The following is a 23109-nucleotide window of genomic DNA, read 5'->3' on the forward strand; positions in this document are numbered from 1 at the left end:
GTCCCACGCCGACACATCGAGGAAGCCGTACCTATGCGTCATATCGAAGGAGCTCGCGGTGAGTAGTGACCAGTTGCTCGCCTTCGAGACCGACTGCCACCTCTTCAAGGATTGCGGTTTCCCGGCTCCGAGCGTGTGGTCGTTCTTGTTCGACCCGATGTTCAGCGTCGGCCCGGTCGACTTCAACAAGCCGATGCTGCTGGCCCTGATCGGCACGGTGGTCATCCTCGCCTTCTTCTGGGCGGCGTTCGCGAAGCCGAAGCTGGTGCCGGGCAAGTTCCAGATGGTCGCGGAGATCCTCTACGACTTCGTCCGGAGCGGCATCGCCCGGGAGACGATCGGCAAGAAGGGCGAGCCCTTCGTCCCCTTCCTGGTCTCCCTCTTCTTCTTCGTCTGGATTCTGAACCTGTGGGCGCTGATCCCGCTGGCGCAGTTCCCGGTCAACTCCGTCATCGCCTTCCCGATCGGCCTCGCCCTCATGGTGTGGGTCGTCTATATGACGGTGACCTTCAAGACGAACGGCTTCGTCGGCGGCATCCGCAACCTCTGCGTGCCCAGCGGCCTGCCCAAGCCGATCTACGTCATCCTGACGCCGATCGAGTTCGTGTCGAACATCTTCGTTCGTCCCTTCACCCTGGCGGTCCGGCTCTTCGCGAACATGTTCGCGGGTCACATCCTGATCCTGATCTTCACGATCGCCACGTGGTACATGCTCGGTACCCTGCTCGGCACGGTCTACGCCACCGCGTCCTTCGCGCTGACCCTGGTGCTGACCGTCTTCGAGATGTTCATCCAGGCGCTCCAGGCCTACGTGTTCACCGTGCTGACCGCGACCTACCTGTCCCAGGCGCTCGAAGAAGCGCACTGAGAGACCGAAGCCACCTCCACCACCCCTAAGACGTCCGGTGGAAAAGACCTCCCACCGGCCCATTAAGAGAAGGAACCACGGACATGTCTGCTGCTTTTGAGACCCTCGCGGCCGTCACCGGCAACATCGGCACCATCGGCTACGGCCTGGCCGCGATCGGCCCCGGCGTCGGCGTCGGCATCATCTTCGGTAACGGTGTCCAGGCCATGGCCCGTCAGCCCGAGGCCGCCGGCCTGATCCGCCAGAACATGCTGCTCGGCTTCGCCGTCGTCGAGGCGCTCGCCCTCATCGGCTTCGTCGTTCCGTTCATCCTCAGCTAAGTGGCGGTTCGGTCCTAAGCCCGATCAAGACAGAAAGGTCCACACATGATGTACCTGGCTGCCGAGGAACCGCAGAACCCTCTGCTCCCGGTCTGGCCCGAGGTCGTCATCGGCCTGCTCTGCTTCGCCATCATCTTCTTCGTCTTCGCCAAGAAGCTCCTCCCGAGCATCAACAAGGTCCTGGACGAGCGTCACGACAAGATCGTCGGTGGCATCGAGGAGGCCGAGGCGGCTCAGGTCGAGGCCCAGAGCGTGCTGGAGCAGTACAAGGCCCAGCTCGCCGAGGCCCGTCACGAGGCGGCGCGGCTGCGTTCCGACGCACAGGAGCAGGGCGCCACGCTCATCGCGGAGATGCGCGCGGAAGGCCAGCGCCAGCGCGAGGAGATCATCGCCGCCGGCCACGCCCAGATCGAGGCCGACCGCAAGGCTGCCGCGCAGTCGCTGCGGCAGGACGTGGGCCAGCTCGCCACCGAGCTCGCCGGCAAGATCGTCGGTGAGTCGCTGGAGGAGCACGCCCGCCAGAGCCGCACCATCGACCGGTTCCTCGACGGACTGGACGACGCCGCGACGAAGGCCGAGGCCACGCGATGAACGGAGCGAGCCGAGAGGCACTGGCTGCCGCACGTGAGCGTCTCGACGCGCTGACGGACAACACGTCCGTCGACGCCGGCTCGCTCGCCGCCGAGCTGGCCGACGTCACCGCGCTGCTCCACCGCGAGGTCTCGCTGCGTCGGGTCCTCACCGACCCGGCGCAGGAGGGCGAGGCCAAGGCCCAGCTCGTCGAGCGCCTCCTCGGCGGCCAGGTCAGCGGCACCACCGCCGACCTGGTGGCCGGCATGGTGCGTACCCGCTGGTCGCGTTCGCGCGACCTGGTGGACGCCCTGGAGGAGCTGGCCGCCGACGCGGACCTCACCGAGGCCCAGCGCCGCGGCGCTCTCGACAGCGTCGAGGACGAGGTGTTCCGGTTCTCCCGGATCGTCTCCTCCGACAGCGCGCTGCGTGCCGCCCTCACCGACACCGCCGCCACCGAGGCCGCCAAGGCCGGGCTGCTGGACTCCCTTGTCGGCACCCGTGCCGACAAGGTCACCCTCCGGCTGATCACCCGGCTCGTCACCCGGCCGCGTGGCCGTAGCCTGGAAGAGGGACTCGAGTCCCTGTCCCGGCTGGCTGCCGCGCGCCGCGGGCGGATGGTCGCCACGGTGACCTCGGCGGTACCGCTGAGCGAGCCGCAGAAGCAGCGCCTGGGTGCGTCCCTGGCGAAGCTCTACGGCCGTCCGATGCACCTCAACCTCGAAGTGGACCCGGCCGTCATCGGCGGCATCAAGGTCCACGTCGGCGACGAGGTCATCAATGGCTCGATCGCGGACCGCCTCGACGAGGCGAGCCGGCGGATGGCCGGCTGACGCCGGACGTACCCGGTCAAGAACAGAAGCAAGATCAACGGCCCGAGTTGGGCCGTGCAGAGATGCAGAGTTTCTGGGGGAGCCCCCAGATCCCCCTAAGAACTTCGGGCCCAACAAGGAGAGCAGGGAACCCAGATGGCGGAGCTCACGATCCGGCCGGAGGAGATCCGGGACGCGCTGGAGAACTTTGTCCAGGCGTACAAGCCGGACGCGGCCTCGCGCGAGGAGGTCGGTACGGTCACCGTCGCCGGCGACGGTATCGCCAAGGTGGAGGGTCTTCCCTCGGCCATGGCCAACGAGCTGCTCAAGTTCGAGGACGGCACCCTCGGTCTCGCCCTCAACCTCGAGGAGCGCGAGATCGGTGCCATCGTCCTCGGCGAGTTCAGTGGTGTCGAGGAGGGGCAGCCGGTCACGCGTACCGGTGAGGTCCTCTCCGTGCCCGTGGGCGAGGGTTACCTCGGCCGCGTGGTCGACCCGCTCGGGCAGCCGATCGACGGCCTCGGCGAGATCGAGTCCACCGGTCGCCGCGCCCTTGAGCTGCAGGCCCCCACGGTGATGCAGCGCAAGTCGGTGCACGAGCCGATGGAGACCGGCTACAAGGCCGTCGACGCCATGACGCCGATCGGCCGTGGCCAGCGTCAGCTGATCATCGGTGACCGGCAGACCGGCAAGACCGCGCTGGCCGTCGACACGATCATCAACCAGCGCGACAACTGGCGCTCGGGCGACGTGAACAAGCAGGTCCGCTGCATCTACGTCGCCATCGGCCAGAAGGGCTCGACCATCGCCTCCGTGCGTGGCGCCCTCGAAGAGGCCGGCGCGCTGGAGTACACGACCATCGTCGCCGCCCCGGCGTCCGACCCGGCCGGCTTCAAGTACCTGGCGCCGTACACCGGTTCGGCCATCGGCCAGCAGTGGATGTACGAGGGCAAGCACGTCCTCATCATCTTCGACGACCTCTCGAAGCAGGCCGACGCCTACCGCGCCGTCTCCCTGCTGCTGCGCCGCCCGCCGGGCCGCGAGGCGTACCCCGGTGACGTCTTCTACGTCCACTCCCGTCTGCTGGAGCGCTGCGCCAAGCTCTCCGACGACATGGGCGCGGGCTCGATGACCGGTCTGCCGATCGTCGAGACCAAGGCGAACGACGTCTCGGCGTTCATCCCGACCAACGTCATCTCCATCACCGACGGCCAGTGCTTCCTGGAGTCCGACCTGTTCAACGCCGGTCAGCGTCCGGCCCTGAACGTCGGTATCTCCGTCTCCCGTGTGGGTGGTTCCGCCCAGCACAAGGCGATGAAGCAGGTCTCCGGCCGACTGCGTCTGGACCTCGCCCAGTACCGCGAGATGGAGGCGTTCGCGACCTTCGGCTCGGACCTGGACGCCGCGTCCAAGCAGCAGCTCGCCCGCGGTCAGCGCCTGGTGGAACTGCTCAAGCAGGACCAGTACCAGCCGATGGCCACCGAGGACCAGGTCGTCTCCGTCTGGGCCGGTACCACCGGCAAGATGGACGAGGTGCCGGTCAAGGACGTCCGCCGCTTCGAGCGCGAGCTCCTCGACTACCTGCACCGCCAGGAGCAGGGCCTCATGACCTCCATCAAGGAGGGCGGCAAGATGTCGAACGACACCCTCGTGGCGGTCGGTGACGCCATCGCCGCGTTCAAGAAGCAGTTCGAGACCTCGGACGGCACGCTTCTTGGCGAGGACGCTCCGACGACCGCGGCCAAGTGACGACGGAAGGGACCTGACTCATGGGAGCGCAGCTCCGGGTCTACAAGCGTCGCATCCGGTCCGTCACCGCGACGAAGAAGATCACCAGGGCGATGGAGATGATCGCCGCCTCGCGCATCATCAAGGCACAGCGCAAGGTGACCGCCTCCATGCCGTACGCGACGGAACTCACCCGCGCGGTGACCGCCGTGTCGGCCGGGGCGAGCGCCGACCACCCGCTGACCAGTGAGGTGGAGAAGCCGACCCGTGCCGCGGTGCTGCTGCTCACCAGCGACCGCGGTCTGGCCGGCGCGTTCAACTCCAGCGCCATCAAGGCGGCGGAGCTGCTCACGGACCGGCTGGAGAAGGAGGGCAAAGAGGTCGACACGTACGTCGTCGGCCGCCGGGGCACGGCCCACTACGCCTTCCGCGAGCGGACCGTCGCGGACTCGTGGACGGGCTTCACGGACGAGCCCACCTACGCCGACGCGAAGGCGGTCGCCGCGCCTCTGATCGCAGCCATCGAGAAGGAGACGGCCGAGGGTGGTGTGGACGAACTCCACATCGTCTTCACCGAGTTCATCTCGATGATGACGCAGACGCCGATCGACGACCGCCTGCTCCCGCTCGCCCTCGACGAGGTCGCCGCGGAGTCGGAGACGAAGGGCGACGCCAAGCCGCTCTTCGAGTTCGAGCCGTCGGCGGAGGACGTCCTCGACGCCCTGCTGCCCCGCTACGTCGAGAGCCGTATCTACAACGCGCTGCTCCAGTCGGCTGCCTCCAAGCACGCCGCCACGCGCCGCGCGATGAAGTCGGCGACCGACAACGCCGGAGAGCTGATCAACACGCTCTCCCGCCTTGCCAACGCGGCCCGCCAGGCCGAAATCACCCAGGAAATCAGCGAGATCGTCGGTGGCTCCAGTGCGCTGGCCGACGCGAACGCGGGGAGTGACAAGTAATGACCACCACTGTTGAGACGGCCGTTGCCACGGGCCGCGTCGCCCGGGTCATCGGCCCGGTCGTCGACGTGGAGTTCCCCGTCGACGCGATGCCGGAGATCTACAACGCGCTGACCGTCCAGGTCGCCGACCCGGCTCAGGAGGGCGCGCTCAAGACGCTGACCCTCGAGGTCGCCCAGCACCTGGGTGACGGCCTGGTCCGCGCGATCTCGATGCAGCCCACCGACGGCCTGGTCCGCCAGGCCCCGGTGACCGACACGGGCGAGGGCATCACCGTCCCGGTCGGCGACTTCACCAAGGGCAAGGTGTTCAACACCCTCGGCGAGGTGCTGAACAAGCCCGAGGAGAACGCCAACATCGGCGAGCGCTGGGCGATCCACCGCAAGGCGCCCAACTTCGACCAGCTCGAGTCGAAGACCGAGATGTTCGAGACCGGCATCAAGGTCATCGACCTGCTGACCCCGTACGTCAAGGGCGGCAAGATCGGTCTGTTCGGTGGTGCCGGTGTCGGCAAGACCGTGCTGATCCAGGAAATGATCTACCGCGTCGCCAACAACCACGACGGTGTGTCGGTGTTCGCGGGCGTCGGTGAGCGTACCCGCGAGGGCAACGACCTCATCGAGGAGATGGCGGAGTCCGGCGTCATCGACAAGACCGCGCTGGTCTTCGGCCAGATGGACGAGCCCCCGGGCACCCGTCTGCGCGTCGCGCTGGCCGGCCTCACCATGGCCGAGTACTTCCGCGACGTCCAGAAGCAGGACGTGCTGTTCTTCATCGACAACATCTTCCGCTTCACGCAGGCCGGTTCCGAGGTCTCCACGCTGCTCGGCCGCATGCCGTCCGCGGTGGGCTACCAGCCGAACCTGGCCGACGAGATGGGCCTCCTCCAGGAGCGCATCACCTCGACGCGCGGTCACTCGATCACCTCGATGCAGGCGATCTACGTCCCCGCGGACGACCTGACCGACCCGGCCCCGGCCACCACCTTCGCCCACCTGGACGCGACCACCGTGCTGTCGCGCCCGATCTCGGAGAAGGGCATCTACCCGGCGGTGGACCCGCTGGAGTCGACCTCCCGCATCCTGGACCCGCGGTACATCGCGAAGGACCACTACGAGGCCGCGATGCGCGTCAAGGGGATCCTCCAGAAGTACAAGGACCTCCAGGACATCATCGCCATCCTCGGTATGGACGAGCTGGGCGAGGAGGACAAGCTGGTCGTCACGCGTGCCCGACGTGTCGAGCGCTTCCTCTCGCAGAACACCCACGTCGCCAAGCAGTTCACCGGCGTGGACGGTTCGGACGTGCCGCTCGACGAGTCGATCGCCGCGTTCAACGCGATCTGCGACGGCGAGTACGACCACTTCCCCGAGCAGGCGTTCTTCCTCTGCGGTGGCATCGAGGACCTGAAGGCCAACGCCAAGGAGCTGGGCGTCTCCTGAAGCCGGCGGGCCGGGTGACCGGTCCCTCGACTCGACCGGACGGAGGGCTGCGGCCCGCCCCTCGCGGGGCGGCCGACGCCCTCCCTCCGGAGCCCACTAGAATTCGTCCCAACACCCGGCCGACCCGCCGGGTGGTGACCCGAGGAGCCCCTCTTGGCTGCTGAGCTGCATGTCGAGCTGGTCGCCGCGGACCGCAGCGTCTGGTCCGGCGAGGCCACCCTGGTCGTGGCACGTCTGACCACCGGCGACGTCGGCATCATGCCCGGTCACCAGCCGCTGCTGGGTGTGCTGGAATCGGGCCCCGTGACCATCCGCACCGCCGACGGCAAGACCGTCGCGGCCGCGGTGCACGGCGGTTTCCTGTCCTTCGCCGACGACAAGCTGTCGGTGCTGGCGGAGATCGCCGAGCTGGCCGGTGAGATCGACGTCGAGCGTGCGGAGCGGGCGCTGGAGCGTGCGAAGGCGGAGGCCGACGAGGCCGCCCATCGCCGCGCCGACGTCCGTCTGCGGGCGGTGGCGTCGCGCTGACCGGGCGCTGAAGACGACGACGCGCCTCAGCCGCGGCACGGTCCGGAAGACTCCGGGACCGTGCCGCGGCTGAGGCGATGCAGGTGCGAAACGAGTTCCGTTACGGAAGACGAGGAGGTCGGTGCCGATGCTCCTCGCTCTGCTTGTCTGCGGACTGGTGGTCGTGCTCGTCGCCCTGGGGCTGTTGGTCTTCGGACTGCGCCGCCGCCTGATCCAGCGGTCGGGCGGCACGTTCGACTGTTCGCTGCGCTGGGACGCCCCCGAGAAGGGCGACACGAGCGGCAAGGGCTGGCAGTACGGGGTGGCCCGCTACAACGGGGACCGCCTTGAGTGGTACCGGGTCTTCTCCTACTCCCCGCGTCCCAAACGGATGCTGGAGCGTTCGGCGATCGAGGTGGTCGACCGGCGTTCGCCCGAGGGCGAGGAGGAGCTGGCGCTCCTCTCCGACGCGCTCGTGCTCGGCTGCCGTCATCGCGGTGTACGCCTGGAGCTGGCGATGAGCGAGGACGCCCTCACCGGCTTCCTGGCCTGGCTGGAGGCGGCGCCTCCGGGGCAGCGGGTCAACGTGGCCTGAGCGTGCGGCCCCGCGCCGCGGCCTGGTGGGTGTGACATGGCGGCCCTTCCCTTGCGGGGAGGGGCTTTTTTCGTGCCCGGGGAACGGCCGTCGGCACGGGAAGTGCCGGGAGGGCGGGGGGCGTTCCCGTCCTCCCGGCGCGGGGGAGTGGTGCCCGGTGGACCGGGCGGGGTGTCGGCCCGGGTCAGCGCAGGCCGGAGCTGATCGCGGAGACCAGTTCACCGTCGGCGGTGTCACCGCTGAACTCCCAGAAGAAGGCGCCGCCGAGGCCCTGGTCCTCGGCCCAGGCCATCTTGGCCTTCACGGTGGCCGGGGTGTCGTAGCTCCACCAGTCGCCGCCGCACCTGGCGTAGGCGGTGCCGCCGGCGGTGCCGGTGGCGGGGCAGGTGTCCTTGAGGACCTTGTAGTCCTCGATGCCCGCCTCGTGGGTGCCGGTGGCCGGGCCGGTGGCGGTGCCGCCCGGGGCGTCCTGGGTGACGCCGGTCCAGCCGCGGCCGTAGAAGCCGATGCCGAGCAGCAGCTTGCCCGCCGGGACGCCCTTGGCCTTGAGCTTGGCGATGGCGGCGGCCGAGGTGAAGTCGGCCTTCGGGATGCCGCTGTAGGAGGTCAGCGGCGAGTGGGGAGCGGTCGGTCCGGTCTTGTCCCAGGCACCGAAGAAGTCGTACGTCATCACGTTGTACCAGTCGAAGTACTGGGCGGCGCCCGCGTAGTCGGCGGCGTCGAGCTTGCCGCCGGAGCCGGCGTCGGCGGTGATGGCCGCGGTGACCAGGTCGGTGCCGAACTGGGCGCGCATCGCCCGGACCATGTCGGTGAGCGCGGCCGGGCCGGAGCTGTCGCAGCTGAGGCCGCAGGCGTTCGGGTACTCCCAGTCGAGGTCGATGCCGTCGAAGACGTCGGCCCAGCGCGGGTCCTCGACGAGGTCGTGGCAGGACTTGGCGAAGGCGGCCGGGTCCTTCACCGCGTCGGTGAAGCCGCCGGACCAGGTCCAGCCGCCGAAGGACCAGAGGATCTTGATGTGCGGGTACGCGGCCTTGAGTTTGCGGAGCTGGTTGAAGTTGCCGCGCAGCGGCTGGTCCCAGGTGTCGGCGACGCCGTCGACGGACTCGGCGGCGGTGTACGCCTTGTCGTAGGCGGCGAAGCTGTCACCGGGGGTGCACCTGCCGCCCTGGACGTTGCCGAAGGAGTAGTTGATGTGGGTGATCTTCTCGGCGGAGCCGGAGGTCACCAGGTTCTTGACGTGGTAGTTGCGGCCGTAGACGCCCCACTCGGTGAAGTAGCCGAGGTTGACCTTCTCCCCGGGGCCGGGGCCCGGGCCGTCGCCGGGGGTGGTGACCTTGGCGGAGGCGCTGACCGGGCCGGTCTGGCCGGCGGTGTCGCGGGCCTGGACGGCGTAGGAGTAGTCGGTGCCGGCGGCGAGGCCCTGGTCGGTGTAGGCGGTGGTGGTGACGGTGGCGACCTTGGCGCCGTCGCGCAGGACGTCGTAGTCCTTCACGCCCTGGTCGTCGGTGGCGGCCGTCCAGGAGAGCTTCACCGAGTTCTCGGTGAGGTCGCCGACGGTGGGGGTGCCGGGGGCCGTGGGCGGGGTGTCGCCGGGGACGCCGCCGCCGTCGCAGGAGGCGCCGTTGAGCTTGCAGGCCGAGGGGGCGCCGGGGCCGGTGCCGTTGAAGCCGAAGGTGACCGAGGCGCCGGGGGCGAGGCTGCCGGCCCAGCTCTTGTTCTCGGCCGTCCAGTGGTCGCCGCTGTTGGCGACGTCGGCGTCCCAGGCCGAGGTCACCTTGGTGCCGGCGGGGAAGTCCCACTCCAGGGTCCAGCCGCTGAGCGGGGCGGTGCCGGTGTTCTTCACCGTCCACTTCCCCTCGAAGCCGCTGCCCCAGTCCTGCGTCCTGGTGTACGAGGCGCTGGGGTCGGCCGCGGACTCGGCGGCCTGGGTGGGGGCGGCGAGGCCGACCATTCCGGCGAAGGGGACCGCGAGGCCGACGAGCGCGGCGAGCGCGCGCCGGCGGAGGCGGTCCAGGGGTCTGGGACGGCTGCGGACGCCGTCGGTGCTGGGGGAAACCGTACTCAAGGCGTACTCCTCAAGAGGTCCGGACGTATGGGGGCGGAACCCTGCGACGCCCGTGAGCACCGACGACCTGTGCCCATCGCAGTGGGGCGAGAGTAGAAAGGTCTGGACCAGAGGTCAAGGGGTGTGGATCACGCGGGAGTTGTGGCCCCTTCGCGTGGGCGCGGTGTCGGGTGTGTGCCGGACTCGCCCACGGGCTACAGCCCCAACTCCCGTACCAGCAGGGCCGCCTGGGCGCGGCTGCGCAGTTCCAGCTTGCCCAGGACCCGGCTCACATGGGTCTTCGCCGTCGCCTCCGCCATCTCCAGCCGGGCCGCGATCTGCGCGTTGGACAGCCCCTCGCCCAGACAGCCGAGCACCTCCCGCTCGCGCCGCGTCAGCGCGGCCAGCTCCGGCGGCTCGGCCCCGGCCGGGCGCGGGGCGCGGCCGGTGGCGAAGGCCGCGATCAGCCGTCGCGTCACCGCCGGGGCGATCATCCCCTCACCCCCGGCGACCGTCCGCACCGCCGCCAGCAGCCCCGGGGCGTCGGTGTTCTTCAGCAGGAAGCCGGAGGCGCCGGCCCGCAGCGCCCCGAAGACGTACTCGTCCAGGTCGAAGGTGGTCAGCACCAGCACGTCGGCCCAGCCGCCCGCCACCACCCGGCGCGTCGCCGACATCCCGTCCAGTAGGGGCATCTGCACGTCCATCAGGACCACGTCCGGGCGCAGCTCCTCGGCGAGCCGCACCGCCGCCTCGCCGTCGGCTGCCTCCCCGACCACCTCGATGTCCGGCGCGCTGCCCAGGATCAGCACCAGCCCCGCCCGCACCGAGGACTGGTCCTCCGCCACCACCACGCGGATCACCACCGCGCCTCACCTCTCCCTCGTGCCGCTCTGGCCACCGTGTCCCGGGACGGGACCCGTCCCTTCGGACCCGCTCCCCGCCTCGCCGAGCGGCAGCACCGCCCGGACCTCCCACCGGCGGCCGCCGCCCGGCCGGGCCTCGCCCACCGGCCCCGCCGAGAAGCTCCCGCCGAGCAGCTCCGCCCGCTCCCGCATCCCCACCAGCCCGGCCCCCGACCCGGGCACCCGGGGCCCGGCCTTCGCCCCCAGCGGCGAGAGGACCCGCACCGTCAGCGCCGCGTCCGTCCGGCAGAGCACGACGTCGACGGGGCCGGGGGCGCCGTGCTTGAGCGCGTTGGTCAGTGACTCCTGCGCGATCCGGTACGCGGCGAGCCCGACCGGCGCCGGCAGCGGCGGCTCTGCCGGGGGAGGGGCGAAACGGCGTACGTCCAGGCCGTTGGCCCGGGCCTGTTCCACCAGGGCGCCCAGCCCCTCCGGGGTCGGCGCCACCGACAGGGTGCCCGCGTCCTCGGCGCGCAGCACCTCGATCAGCCGGCGCATCTCGGCCAGGCCCTCCACGCTGTTCTGCCGGATCACCCCGAGCGCCCGCAGGCTGGTGGCCTCGTCGTCCAGGGAGAGCGCCGCCGTGGAGTGGATCGCGATGGCGGAGAGGTGGCCTGCCACCAGGTCGTGCAACTCCCTGGCCATCCGCGCCCGTTCGTCGTTGACCGCCTGCACCCGGTCCATCTCGGCGAGGAGCGCCGTCTGCTCGGCCCGCAGCCGGGCGGCGGCGGTCGCCTCCCGGTGGTTGCGCAGCATCGCCCCGGTGGTCGCCGGGCCGAAGGAGATCACGCCGACCACCAGGCCGACCAGGAGCGCCTGGGGCTGCCGGAACCAGGCCAGCAGGGCCAGCGTCACGGCCACCGTGACCAGGCCGGTCGCGGCCGGAAGGCGCCGGGCCCGGACGGGCGGGCCGTAGAGCACCGCCGCGTACACCAGGTCCGTGTACATGATCACGGTGGCCAGCGATCCGGCCGTGAACTGGTCGGCGACCAGGGCGACCGTGCCGACCGTCAGCGCCCACCCCGTCCAGGTCCGGCGCAGCAGCTCCGCGCCGGCCGTCGCCGCCAGCGGCAGCAGGACCCAGCCCGCGTCGTTGTCCGCCGGGACGGAGGGCGCCGCCATCCGGGTGTGCAGTCCGAGCGCCCACAGGAGCAGCCCGCCGAGCAGCCCGGAGAGCGCGATCAGCACGTCGTGGCGGTGCGGGCGGGGCGGCGGTCGGACCATGCCCCCATCCAACACGCCGCCCCGGCCGCCCGCGCGGACCCGCGGGACCCTTCACCGGGCCCGCCGCTACATCGAAAGGCGCACGCCCGGATCGTCTGCCGCGACGACGCCGCGCGCACGCCCCCCGCGCGACGATGGAAGACGGAACGGGCCGCCCTGCCGTGCGGCCCCGCCGCCGGAGCCCGAGGAGGAGCACGCCGTGATCGTCACGCTCATCGTCATCTGCGAGGTGGGCTTCTGGGCCCTGCTCGCGGCCGGGCTCGGGCTGCGCTACCTGGCGAGGATGCCCCGGACCGGCGCCGCCGTGCTGCTCTGCGAGCCGCTGCTGGAGGTCGTCCTCCTCCTCGTCACGGTCCTCGATCTGCGCGCCGGCGCCGCCCCCGACTGGAAGCACGGCCTGGCCGCGCTCTACATCGGGTACACCGTCGCCTTCGGCCACTACACCGTCCGCTGGCTCGACGGCCACGCCCGCCACCGCCTCGCCGGCGGCCCGCCGCCCGTCAAGCCGCCCCGCTTCGGGGCCGCCCGCACCCGCCACGAGGTCAAGCTCTGGCTGCGTACCGTGCTCGGCGCGGGCGTCGCGGCCGCGCTCCTCCAGATCGGCGTCTGGTACGTCGGCGACCCGGAGCGCACCGCCTCCCTCGCCTCCTGGCAGGGCGTCGCGGGCCGCGCCGTCCTCATCCACGGGCTCATCGCGCTCTCGTACGCGCTGTGGCCGAAGAAGCCGAAGGACGGGGTCGGCGGGGCCGCCGAGGGGGGCGCGGCGCCGGAGCGGCCCGCCGCGGAACGGGCCGTCCGGTAAGGGTCCGCCCCGCTCTCAGCGCTCCCCGCCCGGCACCCACAGCACGTCGCCGACCTCCTTGTTGGCCACCCGGGCCAGGATGAACAGGAGGTCGGAGAGGCGGTTGAGGTAGGTCGCGGCCAGCGGGTTCATCGTGTCGCCGAAGACCTCCGCCGCCGCCCACGTGGAGCGCTCCGCACGCCGCACCACGGTGCAGGCCTGGTGGAGCAGGGCGGCGCCCGGCGTGCCCCCGGGGAGGATGAACGACCTCAGCTTCTCGACCTGTTCGAGGTAGGTGTCGCAGTCGGCCTCCAGCTTGTCGATGTAGGACTGCTCCACGCGCAGCGGCGGGTACTCCGGGTTCTCGACGACCGGCGTGGAGAGGTCGGCCCCCACGTCGAACAGGTCGTTCTGGACCCGCAGGAGGACCTTGGCGACGGGCTCGGGCAGATCGCCGAGGGCCAGTGCCGCGCCGATGGCCGCGTTGGCCTCGTTGGCGTCGGCGTAGGCGGCGATGCGCGGATCGGTCTTGGCGGTGCGGCTCATGTCGCCGAGGGCGGTGGTGCCCTTGTCCCCGGTGCGCGTGTAGATGCGTGTCAGATTGACCATGGGGCCAGCGTAATGACGGTGCCTCGACGCCGCGCGGCGCGCGGTACCCGAAAGCCGTGCGTCCGCCCGTGTGATGTCCGCCCCTTGAGACGTGATGCGCGTTACCAACCGCCCCACGCGGGCCTCAGGACCGCTACTCTCCGCCGAAGAGACAGAGGCAAACAGTGCGTTAGGGGATGTCGTGGCACGCAAGCTCGCCGTCATCGGGGCCGGACTCATGGGTTCGGGAATCGCTCAGGTCTCCGCCCAGGCGGGCTGGGACGTCGTCCTGCGCGACGTCACCGACGCCGCCCTGACCCGGGGGACGGACGGCATCAAGTCCTCCTTCGACCGGTTCGTCGCCAAGGGCAAGCTCTCCGCCGAGGACGCCGAGGCGGCGCTCGGCCGGATCACCACGACCACCGACCTCGACGGCGCCGCCGACGCCGACATCGTGGTCGAGGCCGTCTTCGAACAGCTCGACGTCAAGCACGAGATCTTCCGCGCCCTCGACAAGCTGGTCCGCGAGGACGCGGTGCTCGCCTCGAACACCTCCGCCATCCCGATCACCAAGATCGCCGCCGTCACCGAGCGGCCGGAGCGGGTCGTGGGGACGCACTTCTTCTCGCCGGTCCCGATGATGCGGCTCTGCGAACTGGTCCGGGGCTACAAGACCAGCGACGAAACCCTCGCCAAGGCCCGGGAGTTCGCCGAGTCCACCGGCAAGACCTGCATCGTCGTCAACCGCGACGTGGCCGGCTTCGTCACCACCCGGCTGATCTCGGCGCTGGTCGTCGAGGCCGCCAAGCTGTACGAGTCGGGCGTCGCCACCGCCGAGGACATCGACGTCGCCTGCAAGCTGGGCTTCGGCCACGCCATGGGCCCGCTCACCACCGCCGACATGACCGGCGTCGACATCCTGCTGCACGCCGCGCAGAACATCTACACCGAGTCGCAGGACGAGAAGTTCGCGCCGCCGGAGCTGATGCGCCGCATGGTCGACGCCGGAGACCTCGGCCGCAAGAGCGGCGAGGGCTTCTACTCGTACTGACCGCGCCGGGCCCGCCCCCTCGGGGTGCGGGCCCGGCGGCACCCGCGCGGGAGCGCGCCCGCCTCCTTCGCTCCGCTCGCCGGTGCCCGCACCCGTCGTCCGCACCGCCGGGGCGCCCTCGCACCCGAGGTCCGCAGGAGCGGCCCCGTCAGCGCACCACCCCTCACCCTCACGGGTGATTTCGGTGTCGGTTCGCTCACAGGAGGCGACTTCTGTGTGCATGAGCCAGTCAGTTGCGGTGACATACGAAGTGACACCACACCACCCACCCGGGGCGGCACCCGGCTCCGGCGGCCCACCAGGCTCCCCGGACTCCGGGAGACCCTCCGCCACCCCGGGCACCACCGGCGGCCCTGACCGTGCCGCCCGCGGACGCAACCTCCGCAGCCCACGCCAGCAGACCCGGGGAGCGTATATGTACATCAGGGGCGACCATGCCGAGCTGGTCGTCGGGGGCCGCCTCGACGTCCGCAGCGCGGCGGACGCCCGGACGGTCCTGCACTCCGCCGTGGACGAGGGCACCGGGGACCTGGTCCTCGACCTCGCCGCCCTCGACTCCTGGGACGCCACCGGGCTCGGCGTCATCATGGGTGCCCACCGCCGCGCCGGCCGCTGCGGGCGGCGCCTCGTCCTGCGTTCCGTACCCCCGCAGATGCGGCGGCTCCTGGTCGCCACCCGCCTCCACCGCATCCTCGCCATCGAGGGCGGCATCGGCCTCGACTCCCTGCCCCGCGCCTGAGCGCGGGCGGGCGAGCCGGAGGGGGCCAATCCGGGCGTTCCCGAGGGATCAGCGCACAATCCTCATGAGAACGTGACCTCCCGGGCCCCGGCCCACCCCGCGTGTTCCTGGATACTGGCCGAAGGCTTATGGTGCGGTCCCGTCCGCTGTCCTCATGCCCGGCGCCCCACGTGACCGGCGGCAGCGGAGACCCGGCGCGCCGTACCGACGTATTCCGGACCGGGCCGCGACACCGCGCTCCCCGGACCGGACGGGGGCGGCGGCCGGGCACGCGGTACGGCACGACGCTATGGGGGCTTCAGCCATGGACCCGAACCACCGGGACCCGCACCAGCGGGGCGGCGGCGACCAGCACCGCATACCCGGCGGCCCGCAGCCGGGCCCCGCCGGGCGCCGGCCCCGCCCGCCGCAGGGCCCCGACCTCGGCCAGCCCGTGCCGCCACGGGTGCGTACCGTCGAACTCGTCGCCGGCGGCCACCTCGTCACCGTCAACCCGGTCGACGGCAGCGAGATCGAGGTCTGTCCGCCCGGCCGCCACCCGAGCCCCCCGGTGCGCCGCACCCCCGACGACCGCGCCGCGCTCGCCGCCGCGGGCAAGCCGCCCGCCCCGCCCGGCGTCCCCCGCACCCACCACCGGCTGCTGGAACGCGACGGCGAACGCGACACCCTCGTCTCGCTCCTCTCCCGGGGCCGCTCCGTCCGCCTCACCGGCGTCCGCGGCTCCGGCCGCACCGTGCTGCTGGACGCCGTCGCCGCACGCTGCGAAGGGCTCGCCCCCGACGGCGTCGTCCGCCTCGACGGCCACCACCGCACCGCCGACGACCTGCTGCACGCCCTGTGCGCCGCCGTCCACCTGCTGCCCGCGCACCGCCCCGGCCCCGCCCTGCTCGCCGAACTCGCCGGCGAGATCGGTGCCGTGGTGCTCGTCGACGACGCCGACCTCGGCGGCGCGGCCCTCGACGCCTTCCTCGCCGCGACCCCCGAGTGCGCCGTCCTGCTCGCCTGCACCCCCGACGTGCCCGCGCCAGGCGGCGCGGCCCGCGTCGAGGAGATCGCCCTCGGCGGCATCGGCCGCTCCGGCGGGCTGACCCTGCTCGCGCAGGGCGCCGGCCGCGCTCTCAGCGAGGACGAGGTGTCCTGGGCCGGCGACCTCTGGTTCGAGTCCGAGGGGCTGCCGCTGCGGTTCGTCCAGGCCGGCGCGCTGCTCCACCAACGCGACCTGCTCCGCGAGGAGTCGGGCGCCACCGAGGCACCGCTGCCCACCGTCGCCGAGGGCGCCGCCCCCGCCGCCCTGCTCGCCTCCCGGCTCAGCGGGGCGGCCCGCGCCACCCTCGGCTTCGCCTACGCGCTCGGCGGCGAGGTCCCGCACCAGGCCCATCTGCCGGCCCTGGTCGGCGACACCCACGCCGATGCCGCCCTCACCGAACTCCTCGACTGCGGCCTGGTCACCCCGGTCGGCAACCGCTACCGGCTCGCCGCCGGCGTCACCGAGCAGCTCACCGCCGAGGGGTACGCCGACGACGGTGAGCGCGCCCACACCGCCGCCCAGCACTACACCTGGTGGACCGGCCACCCCTCGGTCACCCCCGAGCGGACCGCCGCCGAGTCCGACGCCGTCCTCGCCGCGCTCACCGCCCTCGTCGGCGGCCAGGACCCGGTACGGCAGGCCACCGCCGTCCTGCTCGCCCGCACCGTCGCCCCGGCCCTCGCCGCAGGCCTCGCCTGGGGCGCCTGGGAGCGGGTGCTGCGCTCCGGCCAGGAGGCCGCCCGCCTCTCCGGCGAGGTCGCCGAGGAGGCGTACTTCCACCACGAGTTGGGCATCCTCGCGCTCTGCCAGGACCGGCTCGACCGGGCCCGTGCCGAGCTGGAGGCCGCGGTCGCGCTGCGTGGCGCCCTCTCCGACAAGCGCGGCACCGTCGCCGGCCGCCGCGCCCTCGCCCTGGTCGCCGACCGCGCGGGGGAGACCACCCCGGTGACCCGTGCCACCCCGCCGCCGGACGGGCCCCCGGTCCCGCCGCGCCGCGACGGGGCGACGACCCCGCCCGCCGGGCTGCCGAGGAAGACGCCCCCGGCCGGGGTGACCCGTGTCCAGCCGGCCGCCCCCACGGCCGGTACGACCGTCGTGGGCGGACCGTCGGCCCTGGCCGCCAAGGACGGCAGGCCCGGCCGGGCCGCCCTCACCGGCGCCCGGCGCAACCTGGTCGCCGCCGGCGCGGGCGCCCTGCTCGTCGCCGTCCTCGGGACCGCCGTCACCCTCGGCGCCCTCAGCGGCGACGACGAGGAACCCGCCTCCGTCGACCGGGTCACCACCGAGCAGACGGTCCCCGAGGACGAGGGCGACGACGCCCCCGAGGCCGAGCAGCCCGTCGACTCCGGGCCGACCAGCACCGGCCCGGGCGGCGACGGGGCCAGCGGCACCCCCGACGAACCGACGCCCAGCGACAGTGCCTCGCCCTCCCCGTCCGAGTCCGACGAGCCGAGCAGCTCGCCCAGCGGCCCGACCACCTCCCCGCCGGACCGGCCCACCACCAAACCGCCGACCACGCCGCCCTCCTCGTCGAGGCCGCCGAGCAGCACGCCGCCCTCCAGCCCCGACCCGGAGCCCAGCGACCCGCCCCCGTCCAGCGAGGACCCCGGCCCGAAGGACCCCGAGCCCGGCACCGAAGACTCGGCCGGCGGCGTGGCCTCCGAGCCGTCCGCGAGCCGGACCGTGTCGTAACCCCGCCCTCCCACACGCGCGAACGCCCCCCGGCCGGGAAACCGGGGGGCGTTTCGACTACGTTCCGTGTTCGGGCCGGGTGTCCGACGGCCGCCCCGGTCGCATCCCGTACGGGTGCACGCACGCGGCCATGCCCGCGGTTTGAGCCAAAGGGGCGCGTCGTCGACGAGACGCCCGCCGCGCGCGGGGAGCGAAGCGAGTGAGCACGTCAGGCGGCTCGACGACGCCACGTCGCGCCCCGGCGGCGAAGGCCGTCCGGATCAGAAGAGCCGCAACTTGTCGTCCTCGATGCCGCGCAGCGCGTCGTAGTCCAGGACCGTGCAGCCGATGCCGCGGTCGGTGGCGAGGACGCGTGCCTGCGGCTTGATCTCCTGGGCGGCGAAGACGCCGCGGACCGGGGCGAGGTGCGGGTCGCGGTTGAGGAGATCCAGATAGCGGGTCAGCTGCTCCACGCCGTCGATCTCGCCGCGCCGCTTGATCTCGACGGCGACCGTCGCGCCGGAGGCGTCCCGGCAGAGGATGTCGACCGGGCCGATCGCGGTCGGGTACTCGCGCCGGATCAGGGTGTATCCCTCGCCGAGCGTCTCGATCCGGTCCGCGAGGAGCTCCTGGAGATGGGCCTCCACGCCGTCCTTGATGAGGCCTGGGTCCACGCCGAGTTCGTGCGAGGAGTCGTGCAGGACCTCCTCCATGGTGATGACGAGTTTCTCCCCGCCCTTGTTCACCACGGTCCAGATGTCGTCCTCGCCCTCCTTGAGGGTGCACGGAGGCGACATCCAGTTGAGCGGTTTGTACGCCCGGTCGTCCGCATGGATCGAGACACTGCCGTCGGCCTTCACGAGGATCAGGCGAGGGGCGGAGGGAAGGTGGGCCGTGAGCCTGCCCGCGTAGTCCACGGAGCAGCGGGCGATGACGAGACGCATGGTCGGCAACGCTACTCGACGGGCGGGGTCCGACGCGATTCGCCCGGGAAGCCCCGTTCATCGCTGGCCGGTTGTGTGCGCATTCTCCTGGTGCGGGCCGGTCTCCTTGCATACCGTGGCAGCGGGAGGTTGCCATGCGCGCACGCTGCGTGTGCGCGAACTCCAGCCCCGTCCGTCAGCCCCCGTCAGACGGGGGTGTGAGAGGAGAACCCATGTCGCTCGACGTCTCACCGGCCCTCTTGGAACAGGCCGAGCGAGGCGAGGTCGACGAAGCCGCCTTCGTCGACTGCGTCCGGACCTCCCTGCCCTACGCATGGGACATGATCAGCAAGCTCGTCGCCCAGTTGAAGGTCGACGGCGGAGAGTTCGCCGACAACCAGACGCCGCCGCCCGACGAGCAGGCCCGCGGCCAGCTCCTGCGCGCCCTGGCCAGCGACGCCATCCGGGGGGCGCTCCAGCGTCACTTCGGGGTCCGCCTGGCATTCCAGAACTGCCACCGTGTGGCGGTCTTCCCCCTCTCCTCCGACTCGGACGAGCGGCTCGCCCGCTTCACCTCGATCCGGGGACAGCTGCTCAACCAGTCCCCGGAGCTCAGGGACTGCTGAGCCCTCCCGTCCGGAGCCGCCCTCGCGCGGGTCCGGACGCGACGCGCACCCGCCGTGCGGCGACCCCCACCAGGGGCCGCCGCACGGCGCGTTCAGCCCAGCAGCGGCAGGACCTCCTGGCCCAGGCGCCGGACGTTCTCCTCGGTCCCGGCGAGGTCGCCCGACCCCTCCACCATCAGCGCGAACCGGGTGATCCCGGTCGCCTCGGCGGTCGCGGCCAGCCGGTCCGCGCAGAGCCGCGGCGGCCCCACCGGATGGATCGAGCAGAGGAACTCGGTGTACGCCACCGGGTCGCGCATCGCCCGCGACCGCCCGTCGACGGTGACATGGGCGCCCAGGCCCAGCTCGAACCAGCCCGGCATCGCCTTCACCAGCGTCTCGGCGGCCCGGCCCGGCCCGTCCTCGACCTGCGCGACGCCCGCCGTGACGTGCGCGGCCCGGGTGATCTCGTCGCCGTCGCGCCCCGCCTCGCGGGCATGGCGCCGCCACAGCGCCACCATCTCGGCCTTCTCGGTGTCCCCGGTGTGCATGCCCAGCAGCATCGGCAGCCCCCGCTCGGCGGCCAGCCGCACGCTCGACGGAGAGGTGCAGGCCACCACCACCTCCGGGCCCGGCAGCCCGTCCAGCGACTCCGCCGGGCGCGGCACCACCGCCACCTCCCGGAAGGCGTACCGCCCGCCTGCGGCCGACGCCCCGACCCGGGGCTCGCGCAGCCAGCGCAGCAGCAGGTCCAGAGCCTCCGGGAACCCCTCCTCGAAGGCCGGCAGGCCCGCGCCGAAGACCTCCAGGTCGACCCAGGGCCCACCGCGGCCGACGCCGAGGGTGAACCGGCCGTCGGCGGCGAGGTGGAGCAGGGCCGCCTGCTCGCCGAGGGCGACGGGGTGGGCGGTGGGCAGCACGCTGACCGCGGTGCCGACCCGCAGCCGCCGGGTCCTGCCCAGGAGCAGTGCCGCCAGGGTCGCGGCCGAGGGGCAGGTGCCGTACGGCACGAAGTGGTGCTCGCCCAGCCAGACGGTGTCGAGGCCGGCCTCCTCCGCCACCTCGGCCGAGCGCACCGCGCGGTGCAGCGCCTCGCCCTGGCCCTGGCCCGGGAATTGGCCGCCGAGTACAAAACTTCCCACGTGCATGACGAATCCTGCTTCCTTGGTGCCCGACACGGCACTCCCCCTGCCTGGCAACAACGCCTGACACGTGCCAAAGGCACGGCCTCGCAAGAGGATTGGCGGATTATGGGGATTTCCCGGGGGCACGCACGGCGCGCGAAAGGGGCGGGAAGGGGACTGAAGGGGGCGTGCGGCGTTTCGGCGGGCGCCTGTCGCCGGATGGACGGCGCGTAGGCTGTCCGGGACGCCCTGACCGCCGTACAGCAGATCGTGAGGTGCCCCCCGTGTCCCCGCGCAAGAACCGCCCCAAGCCCGCCCGCGCCTCCGGCCGGCCGGGCGGCGGCGACGACGATCCGGGGGAGCGGTACGGCTTCCAGTCCGCCGAGAGCTGGCGCGGCGAGCGGTGGTCGGTCCGGCACATCTCCGGCTCGGGCCCCGCCTCGGCGGGCAAGCGCTATCGCTGCCCCGGCTGCGACCAGGAGATCCCCGCCGGCCTGCCGCACGTCGTCGCCTGGCCCGAGCACTCCGGCGTCGACGAGCGCCGCCACTGGCACAAGGCGTGCTGGAACGCGAAGGACCGCCGCACCACGAGGGTGCAGCGGTCCCGGAACGCCCCGCGCTACTGACCGGCGCGGCCTGCGCGGTTCACACGTCGCGCTTCTCCAGCAGGGCGAAGGCGCCCGCCGCCGCCACCAGCGTGATGCCCAGCAGCACCAGCAGCTGCGGCACGCCGTCGGAGGTGCTGGTGTACATCGGGGTGCCGAAGAGCGCGGAGAGCGAGTTCGGGGCGTTGTACTCCAGCATCTTCTCGCCGATGCCCCGCAGGGACGGCGAGATCATCAGGAAGGCCGGCATGATCGCCGGGAGCAGCACCACGCCGAGCATGGCGGTGATCGCGCCCGCCGAGTGGCGCAGCATCGAACCGACGGCCAGCCCCAGCACACCGAGCAGCGACACGTACAACGAGCCGAGCAGCACCGAGGCGCCCCAGTCCTGGCCGGGGCCGTCGGCAGTGCCGTTCATCGCGGCGGTGGCCAGCCCCACCACGGTGATCGACGCCGCCGAGACCGCGTAGGCCAGGGTGAAGAAGACCAGGAACTTCGCCGCCAGCACCCGGTGCCGCTGCGGCGCCGCCGTGAAGGTGGTGCGGATCATCCCCGTGCCGTACTCCGAGGTGACCACCAGCACGCCCAGCGTGATCAGGCAGATCTGCCCCAGCATCAGCCCGAAGAAGGCCGGGATCGTGTACGGCACGTCCGTGTAGTCCGCGCCCGAGGTCTTCCACGCCACCAGCAGGCCGATGCCGACCACCAGCGCCACGAAGACGCCGAGCGTCCACACCGTGGAGCGGACCGAGCGGATCTTCGTCCACTCCGAGGCCAGTGCGTGGCCCAGGTGGGTGGGGCGCACCGGGATCGGCGAGGTGTACATCGCGCCGGGCAGCGCGCCCGGCTGCGGCGGGTGCTCCGGCCGCTGGGTCGGCGTCGTCATCGCGGGTCGTCCTCGGTGTCGCTCTTGCTCAGGTCGGGGGAGGCGGGCTGCTCCTGGCGGGGCGGCGGGGGCGCGTACCAGCCGGGCTGGTCCGCGCCCGGCTGCGGCACCGGGAGGGGGGCGGCGCCCTGCCCGGGGGCTTCGTGCAGCCCGGCCCGCAGGTCGTCGGTCGAGCGGTAGTCCACGGCGCTCTGCGTCAGCCGCATGTACGCCTCCTCCAACGACGCCTGGTGCGGCGAGAGTTCCCAGAGCCGCACCCCGGCGGCGTGCGCCACGTCGCTGATCCGGGGCAGCGGCAGCCCCGCCACCCGCAGCGCGCCGTCCGGCTCCGGCAGCACCTGGCCGCCCTCCTCGGCCAGCGCCGTCGACAGCTTCTCGCGGTCGCCCGGCCCGGTGTCGGGTACGCGGACCCGGGCGAACCCGGCGGCGTTGGCGGCGATGAAGTCGCGCACGCTCATGTCGGCCATCAGCCGGCCCCGGCCGATCACGATCAGGTGCTCGGCGGTCAGCGCCATCTCGCTCATCAGGTGCGAGGAGACGAAGACCGTCCGGCCCTCGGCCGCCAGCGACTTCATCAGGGTGCGGACCCAGAGGATGCCCTCCGGGTCCAGGCCGTTGACCGGCTCGTCGAAGAGGAGCACCTGCGGATCGCCGAGGAGCGCCGCCGCGATGCCCAGCCGCTGGCCCATGCCCAGGGAGAACCCCTTCGAGCGGCGCCGCGCCACGTCCTGGAGCCCCACCACGCCCAGCACCTCGTCCACCCGGCGGGCCGGGATGCCGGAGAGCTGCGCCAGGCAGAGCAGGTGGTCGCGGGCCGAGCGGCCGCCGTGCACCGCCTTGGCGTCGAGCAGGGCGCCGACCTGGCGCGGGGCGTTCGGCACGCGGCGGTAGGGGTGGCCGCCGATGGTGACGTGGCCGCTGGTGGGTTCGTCCAGGCCGACGATCATGCGCATCGTGGTGGACTTGCCCGAGCCGTTCGGGCCCAGGAAGCCGGTCACCGTGCCGGGCCTCACCTGGAAGGAGAGGTCGTGCACGGCGGTCTTCGCGCCGTAGCGCTTGGTCAGGCCGGTGGCCTCGATCATGTGCTCCCCGCACCCGTCGACAGAGTTCCTTGCCGGGGTCGGTCCCCGTCAACGTA

23 protein-coding genes are annotated in these 23109 nt (G+C 72.3%); 15 read left to right on the forward strand and 8 right to left on the reverse strand.

All coding sequences use genetic code 11. From position 1 onward, the window contains the following. Positions 1 to 40 precede the first annotated feature (40 nt). The 9 genes from atpB (at position 41) to ACSLIC_RS19260 (ending at position 7801) form a co-directional block, all read left to right on the forward strand. A complete protein-coding gene (atpB, locus tag ACSLIC_RS19220) occupies positions 41 to 868 on the forward strand; it encodes a F0F1 ATP synthase subunit A (protein ID WP_436740418.1) in 828 nt (275 codons plus the stop codon). Positions 869 to 951: 83 nt separating this feature from the next. Further along, entirely contained in the window at positions 952 to 1188 is a 237-nt protein-coding gene (gene atpE / locus ACSLIC_RS19225; protein WP_003950878.1) for an ATP synthase F0 subunit C, read from the forward strand. A 45-nt stretch (positions 1189 to 1233) separates the two neighbouring features. Beyond that, a complete protein-coding gene (locus tag ACSLIC_RS19230) occupies positions 1234 to 1779 on the forward strand; it encodes a F0F1 ATP synthase subunit B (protein WP_436738945.1) in 546 nt (181 codons plus the stop codon). Further along, the gene (locus ACSLIC_RS19235; RefSeq protein ID WP_436738946.1) at positions 1776 to 2591 is read left to right on the forward strand and encodes a F0F1 ATP synthase subunit delta; all 816 of its coding nucleotides are present in this window, start codon (positions 1776 to 1778) and stop codon (positions 2589 to 2591) included. The genes ACSLIC_RS19230 and ACSLIC_RS19235 overlap by 4 nt, the downstream gene beginning before the upstream one ends. A gap of 135 nt (positions 2592 to 2726) precedes the next feature. Next, positions 2727 to 4319 carry a F0F1 ATP synthase subunit alpha gene (atpA, locus tag ACSLIC_RS19240; protein WP_436738947.1) on the forward strand — a complete coding sequence of 531 codons (1593 nt, stop codon included), beginning with the start codon at positions 2727 to 2729 and terminating at the stop codon, positions 4317 to 4319. 20 nt (positions 4320 to 4339) lie between these two features. Beyond that, entirely contained in the window at positions 4340 to 5257 is a 918-nt protein-coding gene (locus tag ACSLIC_RS19245) for a F0F1 ATP synthase subunit gamma (RefSeq protein ID WP_436738948.1), read from the forward strand. Next, positions 5257 to 6699, forward strand: coding sequence for a F0F1 ATP synthase subunit beta (gene atpD / locus ACSLIC_RS19250; RefSeq protein ID WP_436738949.1), 1443 nt, complete (start codon positions 5257 to 5259; stop codon positions 6697 to 6699). The genes ACSLIC_RS19245 and atpD overlap by 1 nt, the downstream gene beginning before the upstream one ends. A 153-nt stretch (positions 6700 to 6852) precedes the next feature. Beyond that, positions 6853 to 7227: a F0F1 ATP synthase subunit epsilon gene (locus tag ACSLIC_RS19255; protein WP_436738950.1), complete on the forward strand. Its 375-nt coding sequence runs from the start codon at positions 6853 to 6855 to the stop codon at positions 7225 to 7227. A 127-nt stretch (positions 7228 to 7354) separates the two neighbouring features. Next, positions 7355 to 7801 carry a DUF2550 domain-containing protein gene (locus ACSLIC_RS19260; RefSeq protein ID WP_436738951.1) on the forward strand — a complete coding sequence of 149 codons (447 nt, stop codon included), beginning with the start codon at positions 7355 to 7357 and terminating at the stop codon, positions 7799 to 7801. 184 nt (positions 7802 to 7985) lie between these two features. Here ACSLIC_RS19260 and ACSLIC_RS19265 read toward each other — a convergent pair whose 3' ends face one another. From ACSLIC_RS19265 to ACSLIC_RS19275, 3 genes are all read right to left on the reverse strand, one after another. After that, a complete protein-coding gene (locus ACSLIC_RS19265; RefSeq protein WP_436738952.1) occupies positions 7986 to 9866 on the reverse strand; it encodes a glycosyl hydrolase family 18 protein in 1881 nt (626 codons plus the stop codon). 194 nt (positions 9867 to 10060) lie between these two features. Then, complete coding sequence (locus ACSLIC_RS19270) at positions 10061 to 10708, reverse strand: response regulator (protein ID WP_436738953.1); 648 nt, start codon at positions 10706 to 10708, stop codon at positions 10061 to 10063. A 6-nt stretch (positions 10709 to 10714) separates the two neighbouring features. Then, positions 10715 to 11971 carry a sensor histidine kinase gene (locus ACSLIC_RS19275; RefSeq protein ID WP_436738954.1) on the reverse strand — a complete coding sequence of 419 codons (1257 nt, stop codon included), beginning with the start codon at positions 11969 to 11971 and terminating at the stop codon, positions 10715 to 10717. A gap of 199 nt (positions 11972 to 12170) precedes the next feature. On the opposite strand from ACSLIC_RS19275, the gene ACSLIC_RS19280 reads away from it, so the two are divergent. After that, positions 12171 to 12773 (forward strand): hypothetical protein, encoded by a 603-nt coding sequence (locus ACSLIC_RS19280; RefSeq protein ID WP_436738955.1) that lies wholly within the window; start codon positions 12171 to 12173, stop codon positions 12771 to 12773. 15 nt (positions 12774 to 12788) lie between these two features. Here the strand turns inward: ACSLIC_RS19280 and ACSLIC_RS19285 are convergent, their stop codons facing one another. Next, positions 12789 to 13361, reverse strand: coding sequence for a cob(I)yrinic acid a,c-diamide adenosyltransferase (locus ACSLIC_RS19285; RefSeq protein ID WP_436738956.1), 573 nt, complete (start codon positions 13359 to 13361; stop codon positions 12789 to 12791). A gap of 181 nt (positions 13362 to 13542) precedes the next feature. On the opposite strand from ACSLIC_RS19285, the gene ACSLIC_RS19290 reads away from it, so the two are divergent. The 3 genes from ACSLIC_RS19290 (at position 13543) to ACSLIC_RS19300 (ending at position 17849) form a co-directional block, all read left to right on the forward strand. After that, entirely contained in the window at positions 13543 to 14391 is an 849-nt protein-coding gene (locus tag ACSLIC_RS19290; protein ID WP_436738957.1) for a 3-hydroxyacyl-CoA dehydrogenase family protein, read from the forward strand. Positions 14392 to 14806: 415 nt separating this feature from the next. After that, positions 14807 to 15130, forward strand: coding sequence for an STAS domain-containing protein (locus tag ACSLIC_RS19295; protein ID WP_436738958.1), 324 nt, complete (start codon positions 14807 to 14809; stop codon positions 15128 to 15130). 304 nt (positions 15131 to 15434) lie between these two features. Further along, complete coding sequence (locus ACSLIC_RS19300) at positions 15435 to 17849, forward strand: ATP-binding protein (protein WP_436738959.1); 2415 nt, start codon at positions 15435 to 15437, stop codon at positions 17847 to 17849. A gap of 260 nt (positions 17850 to 18109) precedes the next feature. Here the strand turns inward: ACSLIC_RS19300 and nucS are convergent, their stop codons facing one another. Further along, positions 18110 to 18772: an endonuclease NucS gene (gene nucS / locus ACSLIC_RS19305; protein WP_436738960.1), complete on the reverse strand. Its 663-nt coding sequence runs from the start codon at positions 18770 to 18772 to the stop codon at positions 18110 to 18112. A 212-nt stretch (positions 18773 to 18984) separates the two neighbouring features. Here nucS and ACSLIC_RS19310 point away from each other — a divergent pair, with 212 nt between their 5' ends. Continuing rightward, the gene (locus tag ACSLIC_RS19310; protein WP_436738961.1) at positions 18985 to 19377 is read left to right on the forward strand and encodes an SCO5389 family protein; all 393 of its coding nucleotides are present in this window, start codon (positions 18985 to 18987) and stop codon (positions 19375 to 19377) included. Positions 19378 to 19469: 92 nt separating this feature from the next. On the opposite strand, the gene ACSLIC_RS19315 is transcribed toward ACSLIC_RS19310, so the two are convergent. Further along, the gene (locus ACSLIC_RS19315) at positions 19470 to 20504 is read right to left on the reverse strand and encodes an LLM class flavin-dependent oxidoreductase (protein ID WP_436738962.1); all 1035 of its coding nucleotides are present in this window, start codon (positions 20502 to 20504) and stop codon (positions 19470 to 19472) included. 260 nt (positions 20505 to 20764) lie between these two features. Here ACSLIC_RS19315 and ACSLIC_RS19320 point away from each other — a divergent pair, with 260 nt between their 5' ends. Beyond that, positions 20765 to 21106: an ATP/GTP-binding protein gene (locus tag ACSLIC_RS19320; RefSeq protein ID WP_436738963.1), complete on the forward strand. Its 342-nt coding sequence runs from the start codon at positions 20765 to 20767 to the stop codon at positions 21104 to 21106. A 19-nt stretch (positions 21107 to 21125) separates the two neighbouring features. Here the strand turns inward: ACSLIC_RS19320 and ACSLIC_RS19325 are convergent, their stop codons facing one another. Further along, positions 21126 to 21971 (reverse strand): ABC transporter permease, encoded by an 846-nt coding sequence (locus tag ACSLIC_RS19325; protein WP_436738964.1) that lies wholly within the window; start codon positions 21969 to 21971, stop codon positions 21126 to 21128. Next, positions 21968 to 23053, reverse strand: a complete 1086-nt coding sequence (locus tag ACSLIC_RS19330) for an ABC transporter ATP-binding protein (protein WP_436738965.1) — start codon at positions 23051 to 23053, stop codon at positions 21968 to 21970. The genes ACSLIC_RS19325 and ACSLIC_RS19330 overlap by 4 nt, the downstream gene beginning before the upstream one ends. Positions 23054 to 23109 lie beyond the last annotated feature (56 nt).

It is taken from the genome of Streptomyces sp. BBFR102 (assembly GCF_051397025.1).
Classification (GTDB): Bacteria; Actinomycetota; Actinomycetes; order Streptomycetales; family Streptomycetaceae; genus Streptomyces.